This window comes from Agrobacterium sp. B1(2019), assembly GCF_008274755.1.
Taxonomy (GTDB): domain Bacteria; phylum Pseudomonadota; class Alphaproteobacteria; order Rhizobiales; family Rhizobiaceae; genus Agrobacterium; species Agrobacterium salinitolerans.
Map to the genome: position 1 here is coordinate 319,096 of NZ_VTPB01000001.1, position 14,931 is coordinate 334,026.

Annotated in this window: 11 protein-coding genes; 7 read left to right on the forward strand and 4 right to left on the reverse strand. The window is 59.9% G+C overall.

Features of this window, described 5'->3' with window-relative positions; all coding sequences use genetic code 11:
* Positions 1-13: 13 nt before the first annotated feature.
* The gene (locus AGR1_RS01595) at positions 14-955 is read right to left on the reverse strand and encodes an alpha-E domain-containing protein (RefSeq protein ID WP_149145999.1); all 942 of its coding nucleotides are present in this window, start codon (positions 953-955) and stop codon (positions 14-16) included.
* A 3-nt stretch (positions 956-958) separates the two neighbouring features.
* Complete coding sequence (locus tag AGR1_RS01600) at positions 959-2,368, reverse strand: circularly permuted type 2 ATP-grasp protein (RefSeq protein WP_162520313.1); 1,410 nt, start codon at positions 2,366-2,368, stop codon at positions 959-961.
* Positions 2,369-2,811: 443 nt separating this feature from the next.
* Here AGR1_RS01600 and AGR1_RS01605 point away from each other — a divergent pair, with 443 nt between their 5' ends.
* The 4 genes from AGR1_RS01605 (at position 2,812) to AGR1_RS01620 (ending at position 6,103) form a co-directional block, all read left to right on the forward strand.
* The gene (locus AGR1_RS01605) at positions 2,812-3,708 is read left to right on the forward strand and encodes a DMT family transporter (RefSeq protein WP_149146000.1); all 897 of its coding nucleotides are present in this window, start codon (positions 2,812-2,814) and stop codon (positions 3,706-3,708) included.
* Between the two features lie 77 nt (positions 3,709-3,785).
* Positions 3,786-4,403, forward strand: coding sequence for a L,D-transpeptidase (locus AGR1_RS01610; protein ID WP_077981495.1), 618 nt, complete (start codon positions 3,786-3,788; stop codon positions 4,401-4,403).
* A 241-nt stretch (positions 4,404-4,644) separates the two neighbouring features.
* Complete coding sequence (locus tag AGR1_RS01615; protein WP_162927311.1) at positions 4,645-5,034, forward strand: DoxX family protein; 390 nt, start codon at positions 4,645-4,647, stop codon at positions 5,032-5,034.
* Between the two features lie 160 nt (positions 5,035-5,194).
* A complete protein-coding gene (locus AGR1_RS01620) occupies positions 5,195-6,103 on the forward strand; it encodes an EamA family transporter (protein ID WP_149146001.1) in 909 nt (302 codons plus the stop codon).
* 227 nt (positions 6,104-6,330) lie between these two features.
* On the opposite strand, the gene AGR1_RS01625 is transcribed toward AGR1_RS01620, so the two are convergent.
* Entirely contained in the window at positions 6,331-7,803 is a 1,473-nt protein-coding gene (locus AGR1_RS01625; RefSeq protein WP_149146002.1) for a DEAD/DEAH box helicase, read from the reverse strand.
* A gap of 501 nt (positions 7,804-8,304) precedes the next feature.
* On the opposite strand from AGR1_RS01625, the gene AGR1_RS01630 reads away from it, so the two are divergent.
* Complete coding sequence (locus AGR1_RS01630; protein WP_149146003.1) at positions 8,305-11,979, forward strand: response regulator; 3,675 nt, start codon at positions 8,305-8,307, stop codon at positions 11,977-11,979.
* Positions 11,980-12,009: 30 nt separating this feature from the next.
* Here the strand turns inward: AGR1_RS01630 and mnmD are convergent, their stop codons facing one another.
* Positions 12,010-12,777, reverse strand: coding sequence for a tRNA (5-methylaminomethyl-2-thiouridine)(34)-methyltransferase MnmD (gene mnmD / locus AGR1_RS01635; RefSeq protein WP_149146004.1), 768 nt, complete (start codon positions 12,775-12,777; stop codon positions 12,010-12,012).
* On the opposite strand from mnmD, the gene AGR1_RS01640 reads away from it, so the two are divergent.
* Positions 12,776-13,984, forward strand: coding sequence for an FAD-binding oxidoreductase (locus tag AGR1_RS01640; RefSeq protein WP_149146005.1), 1,209 nt, complete (start codon positions 12,776-12,778; stop codon positions 13,982-13,984). The genes mnmD and AGR1_RS01640 overlap by 2 nt on opposite strands.
* 96 nt (positions 13,985-14,080) lie before the next feature.
* Positions 14,081-14,788, forward strand: coding sequence for a DUF1045 domain-containing protein (locus tag AGR1_RS01645; protein WP_077981502.1), 708 nt, complete (start codon positions 14,081-14,083; stop codon positions 14,786-14,788).
* The last annotated feature ends 143 nt before the right edge of the window (positions 14,789-14,931 follow it).

A 14,931-nucleotide genomic window follows, 5' to 3' on the forward strand; every position in this document is an offset into this window, starting at 1 on the left:
CCCGTCCACGCGCTTATTGATAGAAGCGGTAGCCTTCCGTGATTTCCTGTCCCAGTTGCCCGTTGCGATGGACGAATCTTTCCAGAAACTCGTGCAGGCCCTCGTCCATGACCCGGGCGATGGTGGTCGCGCGCAGGCTGTCGCGAATGCTTTCCGCCGTGTCATGCGCCTTGTGCCTCTCGCTGTAATCCTCGGCTATGTGGTTGAGGTTGCTGGCGATCTTTTCATAACAATAGGCCAGCGAGCGCGGCATGCGGCCATTGAGAATGAGGAAGTCGGCAATATTGGCCGGCTTGTATTCCGCATCGTAAACCCAGCCATAGGAACGGTGCGCCGAGACCGAACGCAGGATGGATTCCCACTGCGCATTGTCCAGCGACGACCCCACATGGGCGACCGCCGGCAGCAGCACGTAATATTTGACATCGAGAATGCGGGCCGTGTTGTCGGCGCGCTCGATGAAGGTACCAATGCGGGAGAAATTGTACAGATCGTTGCGCAGCATCGAGCCGTGAAAGGCGCCACGCACCAGACCGGCGCGATGTTTGATGACATCGATTGTCTGCGGCAGTTCGGCATGGTTGAGCTTGCGGCCGAGGATATTCTTCAGCTCGATCCAGAATTCGTTGGTGGCTTCCCATGTCTCGCGCGTGAGTGCCGTGCGCACCATGCGGGCGTTGTTGCGGCCCGCCTCTATGCAGGACATGACGCTGGAAGGGTTCGATTTTTCCCGAAGCAGATAATCGATCGCATCCGCCGTCGTCACCTTCTCTTGCTTTTCGAGAAAGGCTTCGCGCACGCCCGCACTTTGCAGCACGCCATCCCAGTCCTCATCGCCGCTGCCGCTGCGCGTCAATGAAACGCGCAGGCCCGCATCGATCAGCCGGGCGATGTTTTCAGCGCGCTCGATGTACCGGAACATCCAGTAGAGCCCGTTTGCCGTTCTGCCCAGCATGGCTTAATCCTCCAGTACCCAGGTATCCTTGGTGCCGCCGCCCTGGCTGGAATTGACCACCAGCGAGCCCTTTTTCAGCGCCACGCGGGTCAGGCCGCCGGGAATGATCTGCACCTTGTCCGAGACGAGTACGTAGGGGCGCAGATCGACATGGCGCGGCGCGATGCCGTTCTTTACCATGATCGGCACGGTGGAGAGCGACAGCGTCGGCTGCGCGATGTAATTCGAGGGGCGCGCCCGCAGCTTATCGGCAAACAGCGCGCGTTCGCGTTTCGTCGCCGTGGGGCCGACCAGCATGCCGTAACCGCCCGAACCGTGGACTTCCTTGACAACCAGTTCGGCGAGGTTGTCGAGCACATATTTCAGGCTGTCGGGCTCGGAACAGCGCCAGGTCGGCACGTTTTCCAGGAGCGGCTTGCGGCCGGTATAGAACTCGACGATCTCGGGCATGTAGGAATAGATTGCCTTGTCGTCGGAAATACCGGTGCCGGGAGCATTGGCGATGGTGATGTTGCCGGCGCGGTAGACATCCATAATGCCGGGCACGCCGAGCGCCGAGTCCGGCCGGAAGGTCAGCGGATCGAGGAAGTCGTCGTCGACGCGGCGGTAGAGAACGTCGATTGCCTCATAACCACGCGTCGTGCGCATCTTGACCTTGCCGTCCATGACACGCAGGTCGGATCCTTCCACCAGTTCCACGCCCATCATGTCGGCGAGGAAGGAATGTTCGTAATAGGCGGAATTGTAGATGCCGGGGGTCAGCACCGCGACGCGCGGCTTGCCGGTGCAGCCGGGCGGGGCGAGCGAGGCGAGCGACTGGCGCAGCAGATAGGGGTAATCCTCCACCCGGCGCACGCGGTTTTCATGGAAGAGTTCCGGGAACATCTGCATCATCGTCTCGCGGTTTTCCAGCATGTAGCTGACACCGGAAGGCGTGCGGGCATTGTCTTCCAGAACGTAGAACTGGTCTTCGCCGGTGCGGACGATATCAGTGCCGACAATATGGGTGTAGACACCGCCGGGCGGGGTAAAGCCGATCATTTCCGGCAGGAAGGCTTCGTTCTTCTCGATGATTTCGCGGGGAATGCGCCCGGCGCGGATGATTTCCTGCTTGTGATAGATATCGTCGAGGAAAGCATTGAGGGCGAGAACGCGCTGTTCGATGCCCTGGGCCAGTTTGCGCCACTCGCGGCCGGAGATGATGCGCGGGATTATATCGAAGGGGATCAGTTTTTCTGAACTGTCGGCATGGCCATAGACTGCGAAAGTAATACCGGTTTTTCGAAAGATGTTTTCCGCGTCTTTTGATTTCTGGATCAGGTGCGCCCTGTCCTGTCGGCTGTACCACTCGTTATAGTTTTCATATGGGCTTCGCGGCGTGTCGTCCGCATTTATCATTTCGTCAAATGCCAACTTCGATGTCCCCTTTTTTGCCATTTGAATACAACGAGAAATGCAATGCAAGAACTATGCAGGCCTCCACAAGAAGATTTTTTGTCGCCTTAGGGTTTTAAAAAAGAAGCGTTTTTTGGGTTTCAGCCTATAAATGCGGCATTGGCAAATTGGTTGCGTGGGGATGAGGCGCGTATCGGTGTGACGGTGCTGTGTGCGTCGTGGGCGAATGCATAAATTTTAGTCAGTCGCTTTCGATTGATGAATATCGGGCGTCGCATCAGAAAATCTGAAAGATGCGATCACGAAAACGCCTTTGACCTTTCGTCGGGATGCGGATACCGCCTTGCTGAATATCCGGTTCGATCCTTCGCCGGTTAGCGTGAAGCCGCAGAAATATCAATTCGCCGCCTTTCCCGCACCGTGTCCGGTTACGGGCATCGTGCGGCACAGGGGATGTTCCCATGTCGCTCGACCGTCTGGCTCCGGCCATCTTCGTCTTTCTCTGGTCGACCGGCTGGGTCACCGCCAAATATGCGGTCTATTATACCGGGCCGCTCACCTTTCTCTGCCTGCGCTATCTTCTGGCGGGAGCGCTGCTGTGGGCGATCTGCCGCGTTTCCTCCATTCAGTGGCCTCAGCGACGCGTCGATCTCTTCCGGGCGATCATGTCCGGCGTCTTCCTCCACGGTCTTTATCTCGGCATGATCTGGTGGGCGATAGGGCAGGGCGTGCCGGCCGCGATCGGCGGCATCATCGCCGGTCTGCAGCCGCTGATGACGGCGGTCGCCGCCCGTTTCATGATTGGCGAGAGAATTTCGCCGCTGCAGCGCGCCGGTCTCCTGCTCGGCTTTGCGGGCATCGCCATTGCCGTGCTGCCGAAGGTCATGGCCACCGGTGCTGTCGGCCTGTCGGTGCCGCTCTACGCCGTGGCGGTGAATGTGCTGGGCATGACTTCGGTCACCTACGGCACGCTCTACCAGAAGAAATATGTCCATGGCGGAAACATCATGGCGGTGGCCACGCTGCAATATGTCGGTGCGTTGCTGGTGACTGTTCCTTTCGCGCTTCTGCTGGAGGACGGGCATGTGGACTGGAGCCTCGGCCTTGCCGCCACGCTCGCCTGGTCCGTGGGTGCGATCTCCATCGGGGCCGTGGCGTTGCTTCTTTATCTGATCCGGCGCGGGCAGGTCTCGCGGGCCGCCTCGCTGATCTATCTCGTGCCGCCGCTTGCCGCCGTGGAAGCCGCGCTGCTTTTCGGCGAAACGCTGACACCCGCCATGATTGCCGGCACCGTTCTGGCGGTAACGGGGGTTTATCTCGCCAATCGCAAGCCTGCCGCAGCGGTTGCGACGCGTTAATTGCTGCAACCTCATATTAGGGGTTTGTTAACCATAAAATTATACCTCTCGTTAATCCAAAGATTGGCGGGGGTTACATGTCTATTTCACGTCGTGGTGTTCTGTTCGGATTGCCGTTGTTTCTGGCTGGCTGCGCGAATACCGGTATTGGCCAGCAGAGGCTGAATTATGCGGCAAAGCCGGAGGAGAAATTCCCGCTTCCCGCCATGCATCTCGACAAGGTCAAGCCGGAGCTTCGCCGGCAGGAAGTCAGCTACGACACCAGACACCCGGCCGGAACGGTTGTGGTGGATACGCCGGCGCGGCGGCTTTATTACGTTATGGGCGATGGCCGCGCCATGCGTTATGGCGTCGGTGTCGGCCGGCAGGGTCTTGCGCTGAAGGGCGATGCCTATATCGGCCGCAAGGCGGAATGGCCGTCCTGGACGCCGACAGCGAACATGATGCGCCGCGATCCGCGCAATCTGAAATTCGCCGGCGGTATGGCGGGCGGCCCGAATAATCCGCTCGGCGCACGCGCGCTCTATCTCTATCGCGGCGGCAACGACACCATGTTCCGTCTGCACGGCACCAACCAGCCGCAATCCATCGGCCACGCCATGTCGAGCGGCTGCATCCGCATGCTGAACCACGACATCATCGATCTTTACAGCCGCGTGCCGGTGGGTTCGAAGGTCGTCGTCTTGCAGGCGTGAGGAAGAGGCGGATTTTTCCGTCTTTGCCACACCGGAAAATACCTGTATCCTTGGGTTGATTTTTTCGGCAGAAGGTCAATTTTGCGCTTGAAAATCAACCATGTGTAGCATGCCTCCCTTTCTGTATTTAAGGGAGTTCTGCTATATCGGAAACGTGATTTCCGGTGTTAGAGACGTGTATCCATTAAGGATTAAATGCACTGTATCGAGCGCGGCACCACTTCAACGGGGACACATGACCATGGCAACTTTCGACACACTCTCCCGCTATCGCCCGCAGGCGCTCGGGGCGCTGCGCATCATGACGGCGCTGCTTTTCATTTCGCATGGAACGCAGAAGCTGTTCGGTTTTCCGGCATCGCAGATGGAAGGCTCCCTGCCGACAATGCTGCTCGTGGCGGCGCTTCTGGAATTCGTCGGCGGCGTTCTCGTGCTGATCGGCCTGTTCACGCGTCCGGTCGCCTTTATCCTGTCCGGTCAGATGGCCGTTGCCTATTTCATCGCGCATGGACCGAAGAGCTTCTTCCCGGCCCTGAACGGTGGCGACGCCGCCATTCTGTTCTGCTTCATCTTCCTCTATCTGTTCGTTGCCGGTCCAGGCGCTTTCTCTGTGGACGAGCGCCGCGCCTGATTGGCCGAGATGGTCACTGATCTTTATCGAGGCCCCGCATGGCTGGAACCATGCAGGGCCTTGTGTCTTGAAGTGGCGGAAACTTCGGCCATCGCCGAAGCATTGGCGCGTGTTTTCGGTTAGCAACGGTTCATCCTGAATGACGTTGGAAGATCGATCCGTGACCCCTCAGAACACCATAGCCCGTGAATTGCTGTTTCTCGCCTTGCTGTCCACGCTGTGGGCCGCATCCTATACTTTCATCAAGATCGGGGTGGAGACGATACCGCCGATCACCTTCATCGCGTCGCGTACGATGATAGCCGGTCTGCTGCTTTTTGCGGTGATCCGCGTGCGCGGGCTACGTCTGCCCACGGATTTGGCGACGTGGCGGCTGTTTTTCATTCAGGCCTGCATTAACAGCGTTCTGCCCTTCACGTTGATCGCCTGGGCGGAACAGAGCATCGATGCCGGACTTGCCGTCATTCTCAATGCAACGACGCCGATCTTCACCTTTCTTCTCACCGCGCTGGTCATCCGGCACGAGGCGGTCAGCGGGCGCAAGCTGTTCGGCACCATTGCCGGCATGACGGGCGTTTGCCTCATCATCGGTATGGAAGCACTTGATGGAGCGGGCGAGGCGATATGGAGTCAGCTCGCCGTGCTGACGGCGGCGTTTTCCTATGCCTGCGCGGCCATTTTCAGTAAAAATTTCAAAGGGCTCGATCCGATCATGCCGGCCGCCGGCTCGCTCATCTGCGGTGCTGTCCTGCTGTTGCCCGTGAGCCTGATCGTTGACCGGCCCTGGACATTGTCACCTTCGGCGGCTTCACTGATGGCACTTGTGAGCCTCAGCGTCTTTTCCACCGCGCTTGCCTTCATGATCTATTTCCGGCTGATGCAGACGCTGGGCTCCGTCGGCACCACGTCTCAGGCCTATCTCCGGGTGCCTGTTGGCGTCGCCATCGGCATGGCATTTCTGGGGGAGGTGCCGACATCGGCCATGTTGGTGGGGCTTGTCTGCGTGATCGTCGGCGTGCTGGCGATGACCTTGCCGTCCCGGCGTCGATCCGCGGTTGAGGGCGGGTGACAGCAAAGAAAAGCCCCGCTGGCCGGCTGTGGCTGCGGGGCTTGATTATTGGCGAGCGCGTGCCGCTTGTTTCTTCTCCACGAGGGGGAGAAGTCCGCGGCAGCGGGATGAGGGGGCGCCCTTGCCGGATTTCGGAGAGTTTGCCCCCTCATCCGGCCCTTCGGGCCACCTTCTCCCCGGCGGGGAGAAGAAAAAGGCCGCGGTGCCCTCAATCCATTTAGATGGTCTTAACGGTTGCGGCCGCGATTGCCGTTGCCGGAAGCGCGCTTTTCCTGGCCGTTGCCGCCAGCAGGGGCGTGGCGGTTGGCGCCGCTGCCGCCGGGCTTGCGGGCCGGGCGGCGGTGCTTGCGCGGGCCGGCCGGGCGGCCTGCATCGCCTTCTGCCTGCTTCACGCGCTTGAAGTCGGAGGTGACTTCCAGATCGTTGTCGGCATCGCGCGGCGCATGGTGGCGTGACGGGCGGGATTCGCCGTTGTGACGTCCGCCTTCACGCGGGCCGCGCTGCTGGCCGCCATTGTTGTTGCGGCCGCCACGGTTGTTGTTGGGGCGCGTCGGGCTGGCAAGCACGGATGGGCGTTCACCCGAGGCAACCGGAATATCGATCTTCATCAGCTTTTCGATGTCGTGCAGCAGGCGGGTTTCGTCCGGTGCGCAGAAAGCGATGGCGATGCCGTCACGGCCGGCGCGGGCGGTACGGCCGATGCGGTGAACATAGGCGTCAGGCACTTCCGGCAGGTCGTAGTTGAAGACGTGCGTCACAGCCGGAATGTCGATGCCGCGGGCGGCAACGTCGGTTGCAACCAGAACCTTGATATCACCGTCCTTGAAGCCCTTCAGTGCCCGCTCACGCTGGCCCTGGCTCTTGTTGCCATGGATGGAAGCGACCTTGAAGCCGATATGTTCGAGATGCTTGTAGAGCTTTTCCGCGCCATGCTTGGTGCGCAGGAAAACGATGGCGCGGCCATCCGGGTTTTCGTTCAGCGACTTTTTCAGGAGATCGGTCTTGTCGTTCTTGCCGGCAACGAAATGCACATATTGCTCGACCTTGTCGGCAGCCTTGCCCGGAGGCGTGACTTCGACCTTGACCGGATCGGTCAGGTAGCTGTGCGACAGATCGGCAATCGCCTTCGGCATGGTGGCCGAAAACAAAAGCGTCTGGCGCTTGGCCGGAACCATTCTGGAAATCTTGCGCAGATCGTGGATGAAGCCGAGATCGAGCATCTGGTCCGCTTCATCGAGCACAAGATAGGTGACCTTGGAGAGCGAGATGGCGTTGCGGGCGATGAGGTCCAGCAGACGGCCGGGGGTGGCCACCAGAATGTCCGTGCCCTTTTCGAGCTGGAGCTGCTGCTTGTTGATCGATGCGCCACCGACAACCTGGTTGATGCGCAACGGCGTCTTCTTCACGAAGGAGCGCAGGTTTTCGCCGATCTGGTTCACCAGTTCGCGCGTCGGGGCGAGGATGAGGGTGCGGCAGGTGCGGTTTGCCGGGCGGTCGGCCTGCTTCATCAGCGTTTCGATGATCGGCAGGCCGAAAGCGGCGGTCTTGCCGGTGCCGGTCTGTGCGAGGCCGATCAGGTCACGGCCTTCAAGCAGCAGCGGAATGGCCTTTGCCTGAATAGGGGTGGGAGCGGTATAGCCAAGCTGGGTAACGCTGGCCACGATCTTTTCGGAGAGGCCGAGTTCGCTAAAACTGGTCAATATAATGCCTTTCGGGGCGCCAAAAACCAGTCGTCCGGAACAGTGCAGCTGTCCGGCGGTTTCGGCGTCAAGAACCCCGCGTGAATTGGGAACTTGTGGGTTGGAATAACTTTCTGCGCATCAGTGCGGCACATGCCGTCTTCTGTATTCTCTGCGCTTTTCCTTCATGCGTGCCGGATACCTTAAGGGTGTTTTCCGGTCATACGCTGCAGCTCACGCGGCTGCCGAAGGTGAAAGCTTGACGGGGATGTGGGCGTTTTGCGCATCAAAGTCAAGCGATAGTTTTGTAACATGGCCGCAGGCGGGCGCATGGCAGCCATGCGCATCGGTGGCCGGCGATTGCCGCAACGACGCAGGTGATGCCGAAGAATTATGGTTAAAAAGGGGTAACGGCACCCTCGAATACATAGCAAAGATCGATTTTCTCACATAACGTTTTCTGAGACGGCGTCCGGAAATATTTGATTCGACAGGAATGGACTGCAAGATGTGGAGTATCGATTGACCGAAGGCTGCGGGTTGCTGGAAAAGGCTTGCAGGGCTGTTGCCGCCCTCGACCTGCCCGCGTGCATCAAGGACAGCGAGCTGCGCTATGTCGTGGTCAATGCCGCCTATGCCCGGGTCATGGGGCGAGAGCCTTCAGCATTTGAAGGTCATACCACTCTTTCCCTCTCCGCCGACATTCGCGATGCAGAGCGGGAGGATCGTGAGCGCCGTTCGCTGGTCTTTGCGACCGACGAGACGATAGCCTGTCATGCCCCGACCGGCGTGGAATCGTCCCTGCTTCGCTGCGAACGCTTCGTCGGCGAAGACGGCAATCTTTTCCTGTTCGAAATGTTCGAGGAGACGCCGTCGGCTGTTTCGCGCAAGTCCGCGGCCGTGGGCGGTGCGTCGGATATTTTGTTCAGCAGCGGCGTCATGGATTTCATCGATGCTGGCATCGTCGTTTATGACCGGGATAATCGGCTGGTCTATTGTAACGCGCGATTCGCAGAGTTTTACGGTGATCTCGACATCGAGCTGAAACCCGGCATCCGGCTCGAAGCATTGATGAAAACGCTCTATTTTTCGAGCGGATATCGTTTTCTGGAAAGTGACGCGCCGTCTTTCGATGACTGGATGCAGAAGCAGCTGCGCGATTTTTCCCTCCCCTATCTCGAAAGGGTCGAGCAGTTTGCCGACGGCCGCTGGGTGCGTATGATCAACAAGCGGCTGGAAAACGGCATGCTTGTCGGGCTCAGGGTAGATGTGACCGAGTTCAAGGCGCATGAGACTCTTCTGAGCACACAAATCCGCGAGACATGGCTGCTGCGTGCTGCGCTTGAACAATTGCCGGTCGGCGTGTTCCTGAGGGATCAGGACAGGCGGCTGACCTACGCCAATGCCGCCTACGATACATTCCTCGGCGGTAATCTCGCCGACTATATGGGCAAGACCGAATCCGAAATGTTCCCGCAGAACGGCTCCCAGTTCCAGCAGGAAAACGAACGGATTTTGCAGACCGGAGAGGCGCTCGAACGCACGGGAAACATGCCTCAGCGCAACGGACAGGCCATTCCCGTCATCACCCGGCTCGGCCGGGTTGCGACGCCGGATGACGAATATTATCTGGTGGGTTCCGTTACCGATGTCAGCCTTTTGCAGGAGCGGGAAAAGGCGCTGATCGCCGCCCAGGCCGAAGCCGAGAAGCTGCACCGCCAGCTTGAAGCGGTTCTTCATGCCCTGCCGGTGGGCGTGCTGCTGCTCGACGCCGATCTCGTCATCGAATATGTCAATCCGTTCTTTTATGAGGTCTGGGGAGAGATCGGCGGCGAAAAGTCGCTTGTCGGCAAAAGTTATCGCGAATTCATGGAGATGAATTTCGACAGCGGCCTTTATGACTATGGCGACAGGCCTTTCGATGAGGTCTATGGCGAGCGGGTGCAGCGGCTTTTAAAGGAGGAGGTCTTTGCGCCCCGTGAGGTGCGAAGCAAAAGCGGCAAGGTCACGGTCATTTCGAAAACCCGGCTCGAAGGCGGGAAAATTCTCAGCACCTATGCCGATGTCACCGATGTGCGTATGCGCGATGTAGAGATCAGCAAGGCGAAGGCGGAACTGGAACGCGTCGGCGAATATATGCAGGGAGCCACGCGGGCCATGGCGCAGGGGCTGGTGCTGGTCGAACAGGGCACGATCATCATGTCCAACGAGGCGATGGCGCGCATGTTCGACGTGCCGCCGCATCTCCTGGAAAAGGGCTGCAACTGGTCGGGTTTCTTCGCCCATTGCGCCGGCCGTGGCGATTTCGGCACGGCCGAGGAGGCTGCCGAGACGCTGCGCGCCTGGAGGGAGAATATCGCCGCCAACCGGCCGTTTTCCTGGCTCATCAATGTCGCCGGAAAGAGCTGGCTCAATCTGGAAGCCACCAACAGTTCCGGCAATTACTGGCTCATCATCGTCACCGATGTGACCGAGATGAAGCTGCGTGAAGAGGAATTGCAGCGGCTTCTGTCACGCGCGGAAGCGGCGGATCGGGCCAAATCGGAATTCCTGGCCAATATGAGCCATGAAATCCGCACGCCCATGAATGGCGTTCTCGGCATGGCGGAGCTTCTGGCCAAATCCAATCTCGATACGCGGCAGAAAACCTTTACCGATATCATTGTCAAATCCGGCAATGCGCTTCTGACGATCATCAACGACATTCTCGATTTCTCGAAGATCGAGGCCGGGCAGATGAGGCTGCGCAGCGTGCCCTTCGATCCGGCGGAGGCGGTCGAGGATGTGGTGTCGCTGCTGTCCTCGGCGGCGCTTGAAAAGGACATCGAGCTGATCGTCCGGATCGATGCTTCTGTCTTCGGCAAGGTTATCGGCGATGCCGGCCGCTTTCGGCAGATCGTCACCAATATCGTTGGAAACGCGGTCAAGTTCACCGAAATAGGGCATGTGCTGGTCGAGCTTTCGGCGCGTTCGGCGGAAGCTTCCGAGGCCATCCTGTCGCTGCGCGTCGAAGACAGCGGGATCGGCATTCCGGCCGACAAGCTTGAAACCATCTTCGACAAGTTCAGCCAGGTTGACGGCTCCGCCACGCGCCGGCACGAGGGAACCGGGCTGGGGCTGGCGATCACGGTCGGGCTCGTCGGTTTGTTCGATGGCGCGATCAATGTCGTCAGCGACGTTGGAAAGGGATCGACTTTCGAGGTCAATATTCCGTTTCAGGTGACCGAGAGACAGCGCGACCTCCCGCTTCTTTCCGTGGCGATCGACGATATTCGCGTGCTCGTCATTGACGATAACGACGTCAATCGCCGTATTTTGACGGAGCAGTTGAGAAGCTGGGGCATAGACGGCCACGCGGTGAGTGACGGACCTACTGGCATTGCGGTGCTGGAGGAGGCGGTGGCACTTGGATTTGCCATTGACGCCGTCATTCTCGATTATCACATGCCCGTCATGAACGGGCTGGATGTGGTGGAGCGGATCCGTGCGGATGCGCGTTTTGACGATATCGCCATTGTTTTCCTGACCTCCATGGATGTCGTCGGTGACGAGACGCTGTTCACCGATCTCAACGTGCAGGCGCATCTGATGAAGCCGGCGCGGGCGCGGCTGCTCCGTTCCACCCTGTTCGATGTGGTGCGGGATGTGCGGCTGAAACGCGCTCGCCAAGCTCCGGCGCTGCTTGAGGCAGGCCGCGATGAGCGCGCCGTCCGGCCGGAAAACGGCCCCGTGGTGAGGAAACAGCGGGCTGACACAGCCACGGCAGTGCCTTTATGGCATCGGTCCAATCTGGTCGATGTGCTGGTGGCGGAAGACAATGACGTCAACCAGATAGTCTTCACCCAGATATTGCAGCAGGCGGGTCTGCGCTTTCTGATTGTCGGCAATGGCAAGAAAGCCGTGCAGGCGTGGCAGGAGAATAATCCCGCTCTCATCCTGATGGATGTCTCGATGCCGGTCATGAACGGGCATCAGGCGACGCAGGCCATACGCGCCGCGGAACGGACCGCCGCCGACGGCCGACATGTGCCGATCATCGGCGTAACCGCCCATACGCAGGAGGCGGACCGTGAACTATGCCTGGAGGCGGGCATGGATGACTATCTGTCGAAGCCCATTAGCCCCGAAACGCTGGAAGACAAGATCGCGCAATGGCTGGGCGAAAACATGTCGCGCCGCGATGCGCCGCGCGTCTGACTTTTCGACCAGACCAGTGCTGTGCTGGCGTCAGCCAAATGGTTTGATGCCGCAGAGCATCTCCCGCTTTCCGGCAAATCCTTTCCGACGCTCCAGCTCAAAACCGGCGGCGATGAGGTTGCGGCGCACGAAGCCGGCGGCGGCATAGGTGGCGAATGTGCCGTCCGGCGCCGTCTTTGCGAAAAGCGCCTGCATGATCTCCAGCGACCACATGTCCGGATTGCGCGCGGGTGCGAAGCCATCGAGAAACCAGGCGTCGAAACTTTCCTCGCTTGCGGAAATGCCGGCGAGCGCCTCGCCGCAAACCACTGTCAGGCGCGTTTCGTCATCGAGCTGGATTTCGACCCGCCCTTTCGGCTCGGCGGGCCAGAGGGCGGTGAGCGCCTTGCGTTCGGCATCCACTTCCGGCCAACGGGAAAGCGCCCGGTCGATTTCCTCCGCCTTCATCGGGTAGAGTTCGAAGGAGATGAAATGCAGGCTGGAGCGGCCGTTGCGCATCTCTTTCCGCATCTCTTTCCATTGGCGCCATGTCTCGCAGAGGTTAAGCCCGGTGCCGAAGCCCAGTTCGCCAATGCGGAAGACGCCCTCGCGTTCGAGCCAGCGCTCCGGCAGTCCGTTTCCGGAGAGGAAGACATGGCCGCATTCCAGCCGGCCATCCGTCTGGCAATAAAAATGGTCGTCAAAGGCCAGTGAATAGGGCATATCCCCTCCACGCCAGTCGAGCGCGGTTGGGGCTTCCCCGACCGATGAACCGGCCGCTGCGCCGGTCTCGGTGATATTTTTGTTGGAATGTTTCATGGCTAAAGCCGATAATCCCGCTTTCGAACAGGGTCAATCTCCAAGATTGCCGGCTTCCGTGCCGCTCCTCATCGTCGGCGGCGGCATCATGGGGCTGTGGGCCGCCGTTAAGGCGGAACGGCTCGGCATCGAGACATTGCTGGTGGAGGCGGATCGCACCGGCGGCGGCGCCAGCGGCGGGCTGCTGGGCGCGTTGATGCCGCACATGCCGGACCGCTGGTCGGACAAGAAGCAGTTCCAATTCGACGCCCTTGTTGCGCTTGAACAAGAGATTGCCGGGCTGGAGGCGGAAACCGGGCTTTCCGCCGGCTACCGCCGCTCCGGCCGGATCATTCCGCTGCCGAAGCCGCATCTGCGCGCCATTGCCGAACGGCACGAACGGGATGCGCTGGAGAACTGGGTTTCGGGTGAGCGCCGGTTCCATTGGCATGTCGGCGACAGCCCTTCGGTCGCGGGCTGGGTGGATGATGCGGCGGGTGAGGCGGGTTTCGTGTTCGATACGCTGGCGGCGCGGGTTTCGCCGCGTGCGCTGATCGCCCTTCTTTCGGCTTTTCTCGGTAAGGCGCGGCATGTGCGGCTGGCGGAAGGTCGCCGCGTTCTTTTGCTCGATGCGGATGCCGGGCGGGCGGTGCTGTCGTCGGGCGAGGAGGTTTCTTTCGGTCAAGTGATTGTTGCCAGCGGCCATGATTCCTTTCCTCTGATCCGCGATGCTCTCGGTCTGGAGGCTGGCGTGACGCTCGGGCAGGCGGTGAAGGGGCAGGCGGCGCTTCTCGATGCGGCGGCCGACGCGGCGATGCCGGTCGTGTTCCTGAACGGACTTTATATCGTGCCGCATGAAGACGGCACAGTCGCAATCGGCAGTACCAGCGAAGATTGTTTTTCCGATCCCTTAAATACCGATGAAAAGCTCGAAAAACTGCTTGCGGATGCGTCAGCCGTTGTTCCCTCGCTTGTCCGCGCGCCGGTGCTGGAACGCTGGGCGGGGCTGCGCCCGAAAGCGGTGGGGAGGGACCCGATGGTGGGCGCGATCCCCGGCCATCCGAGGCTCGTTGCGCTGACCGGCGGCTTCAAGGTCAGCTTCGGGCTGGCGCATTTTCTTGCCGATGCGGCGTTGCAAACCGTGTGCGGTCACACGCCTGTCATCCCCTCGGGCTTTCACCTTCAACAACATGTGAGTATTGCCGTCGCGGCTTTTAGAAAGTTCTGACCAGGCCGCCCACGTCGTTAATCTGTCACGCAAATCACTTATTTGCTGGCCTGCAAAGAGGCCGGTTTGTCCGCATTTGCGGCGAGGTGACAGCGCATGCGATACGCCATTCATTTCACGCCTTCCCCCAATGACCCCCTGACGCAGGCGGCGGCCGCGTGGTTGGGGCGCGATGTCTATTCAGGTCAGGCCGTGGAACCTCCCGGCACGATCGACCTCGGCATGCAGGAGATTTCCTACCATACGGCCCTGCCGCGCCGGTATGGTTTCCATGGCACGATCAAGGCTCCCTTCCGCCTTGCCGAAGGCCATTCCGAGGCCGCGCTTTTGCGCGACCTGATGTATTTCTCCGGCAAGCATGAGCCCTTCATGCTGCCGCAACTTGTGGTGGCGAGACAGGAGAATGTCTTCAGTCTCGTTCCCGAGCGTCCCTGTGAAGTGCTGCATTTTTTCGCCGCCCGCGTGGTGCAGGAATTCGACCGTTATCGTGCGCCGCTCTCCGACGCGGAAATCGAGCGCGCGGATCCGGACCGGCTTTCGGCCTCGCAGCTCACCAATCTGCATCGCTGGGGCAGTCCGCATGTGATGGACGAGTTCCGGTTTCAGATGTCGCTGACGGGCGGTGTGGAGGCTTCCAGCAGCCAGAGGATAGAGCGGGCCGTACGTAAGGTCTTCGAGCCGCTACTGACCCGGTCGCTGCAATTCTCCAGCCTTGCGCTATTCATTGAGGACGAACCGGGCGCGCCTTTCCGGGTGCACTCGCTTCATCCCATGGGCCGTGTTTCCGCCCGGAAAATTGCCTGAAGACCACGTTGTCGCAATCGTATACAAAAAAGCATCGGAATGTCGGCAAAATTGATCTCGACATTCCGGAAGCGGATGCTACCGTTCGGATATCGCATATCTGAAGCGTATGTTGTGCCCGTTGGGGGTCATCGCGCTTCGGA

Coding starts and splice junctions, on each gene's coding strand:
- AGR1_RS01595 (WP_149145999.1), bottom strand. CDS start 955: ATGCTGGGCAGAACGGCAAACGGGCTCTACTGGATGTTCCGGTACATC.
- AGR1_RS01605 (WP_149146000.1), top strand. CDS start 2,812: ATGTCGCTCGACCGTCTGGCTCCGGCCATCTTCGTCTTTCTCTGGTCG.
- AGR1_RS01610 (WP_077981495.1), top strand. CDS start 3,786: ATGTCTATTTCACGTCGTGGTGTTCTGTTCGGATTGCCGTTGTTTCTG.
- AGR1_RS01615 (WP_162927311.1), top strand. CDS start 4,645: ATGGCAACTTTCGACACACTCTCCCGCTATCGCCCGCAGGCGCTCGGG.
- AGR1_RS01640 (WP_149146005.1), top strand. CDS start 12,776: ATGGCTAAAGCCGATAATCCCGCTTTCGAACAGGGTCAATCTCCAAGA.
- mnmD (WP_149146004.1), bottom strand. CDS start 12,777: ATGAAACATTCCAACAAAAATATCACCGAGACCGGCGCAGCGGCCGGT.
- AGR1_RS01645 (WP_077981502.1), top strand. CDS start 14,081: ATGCGATACGCCATTCATTTCACGCCTTCCCCCAATGACCCCCTGACG.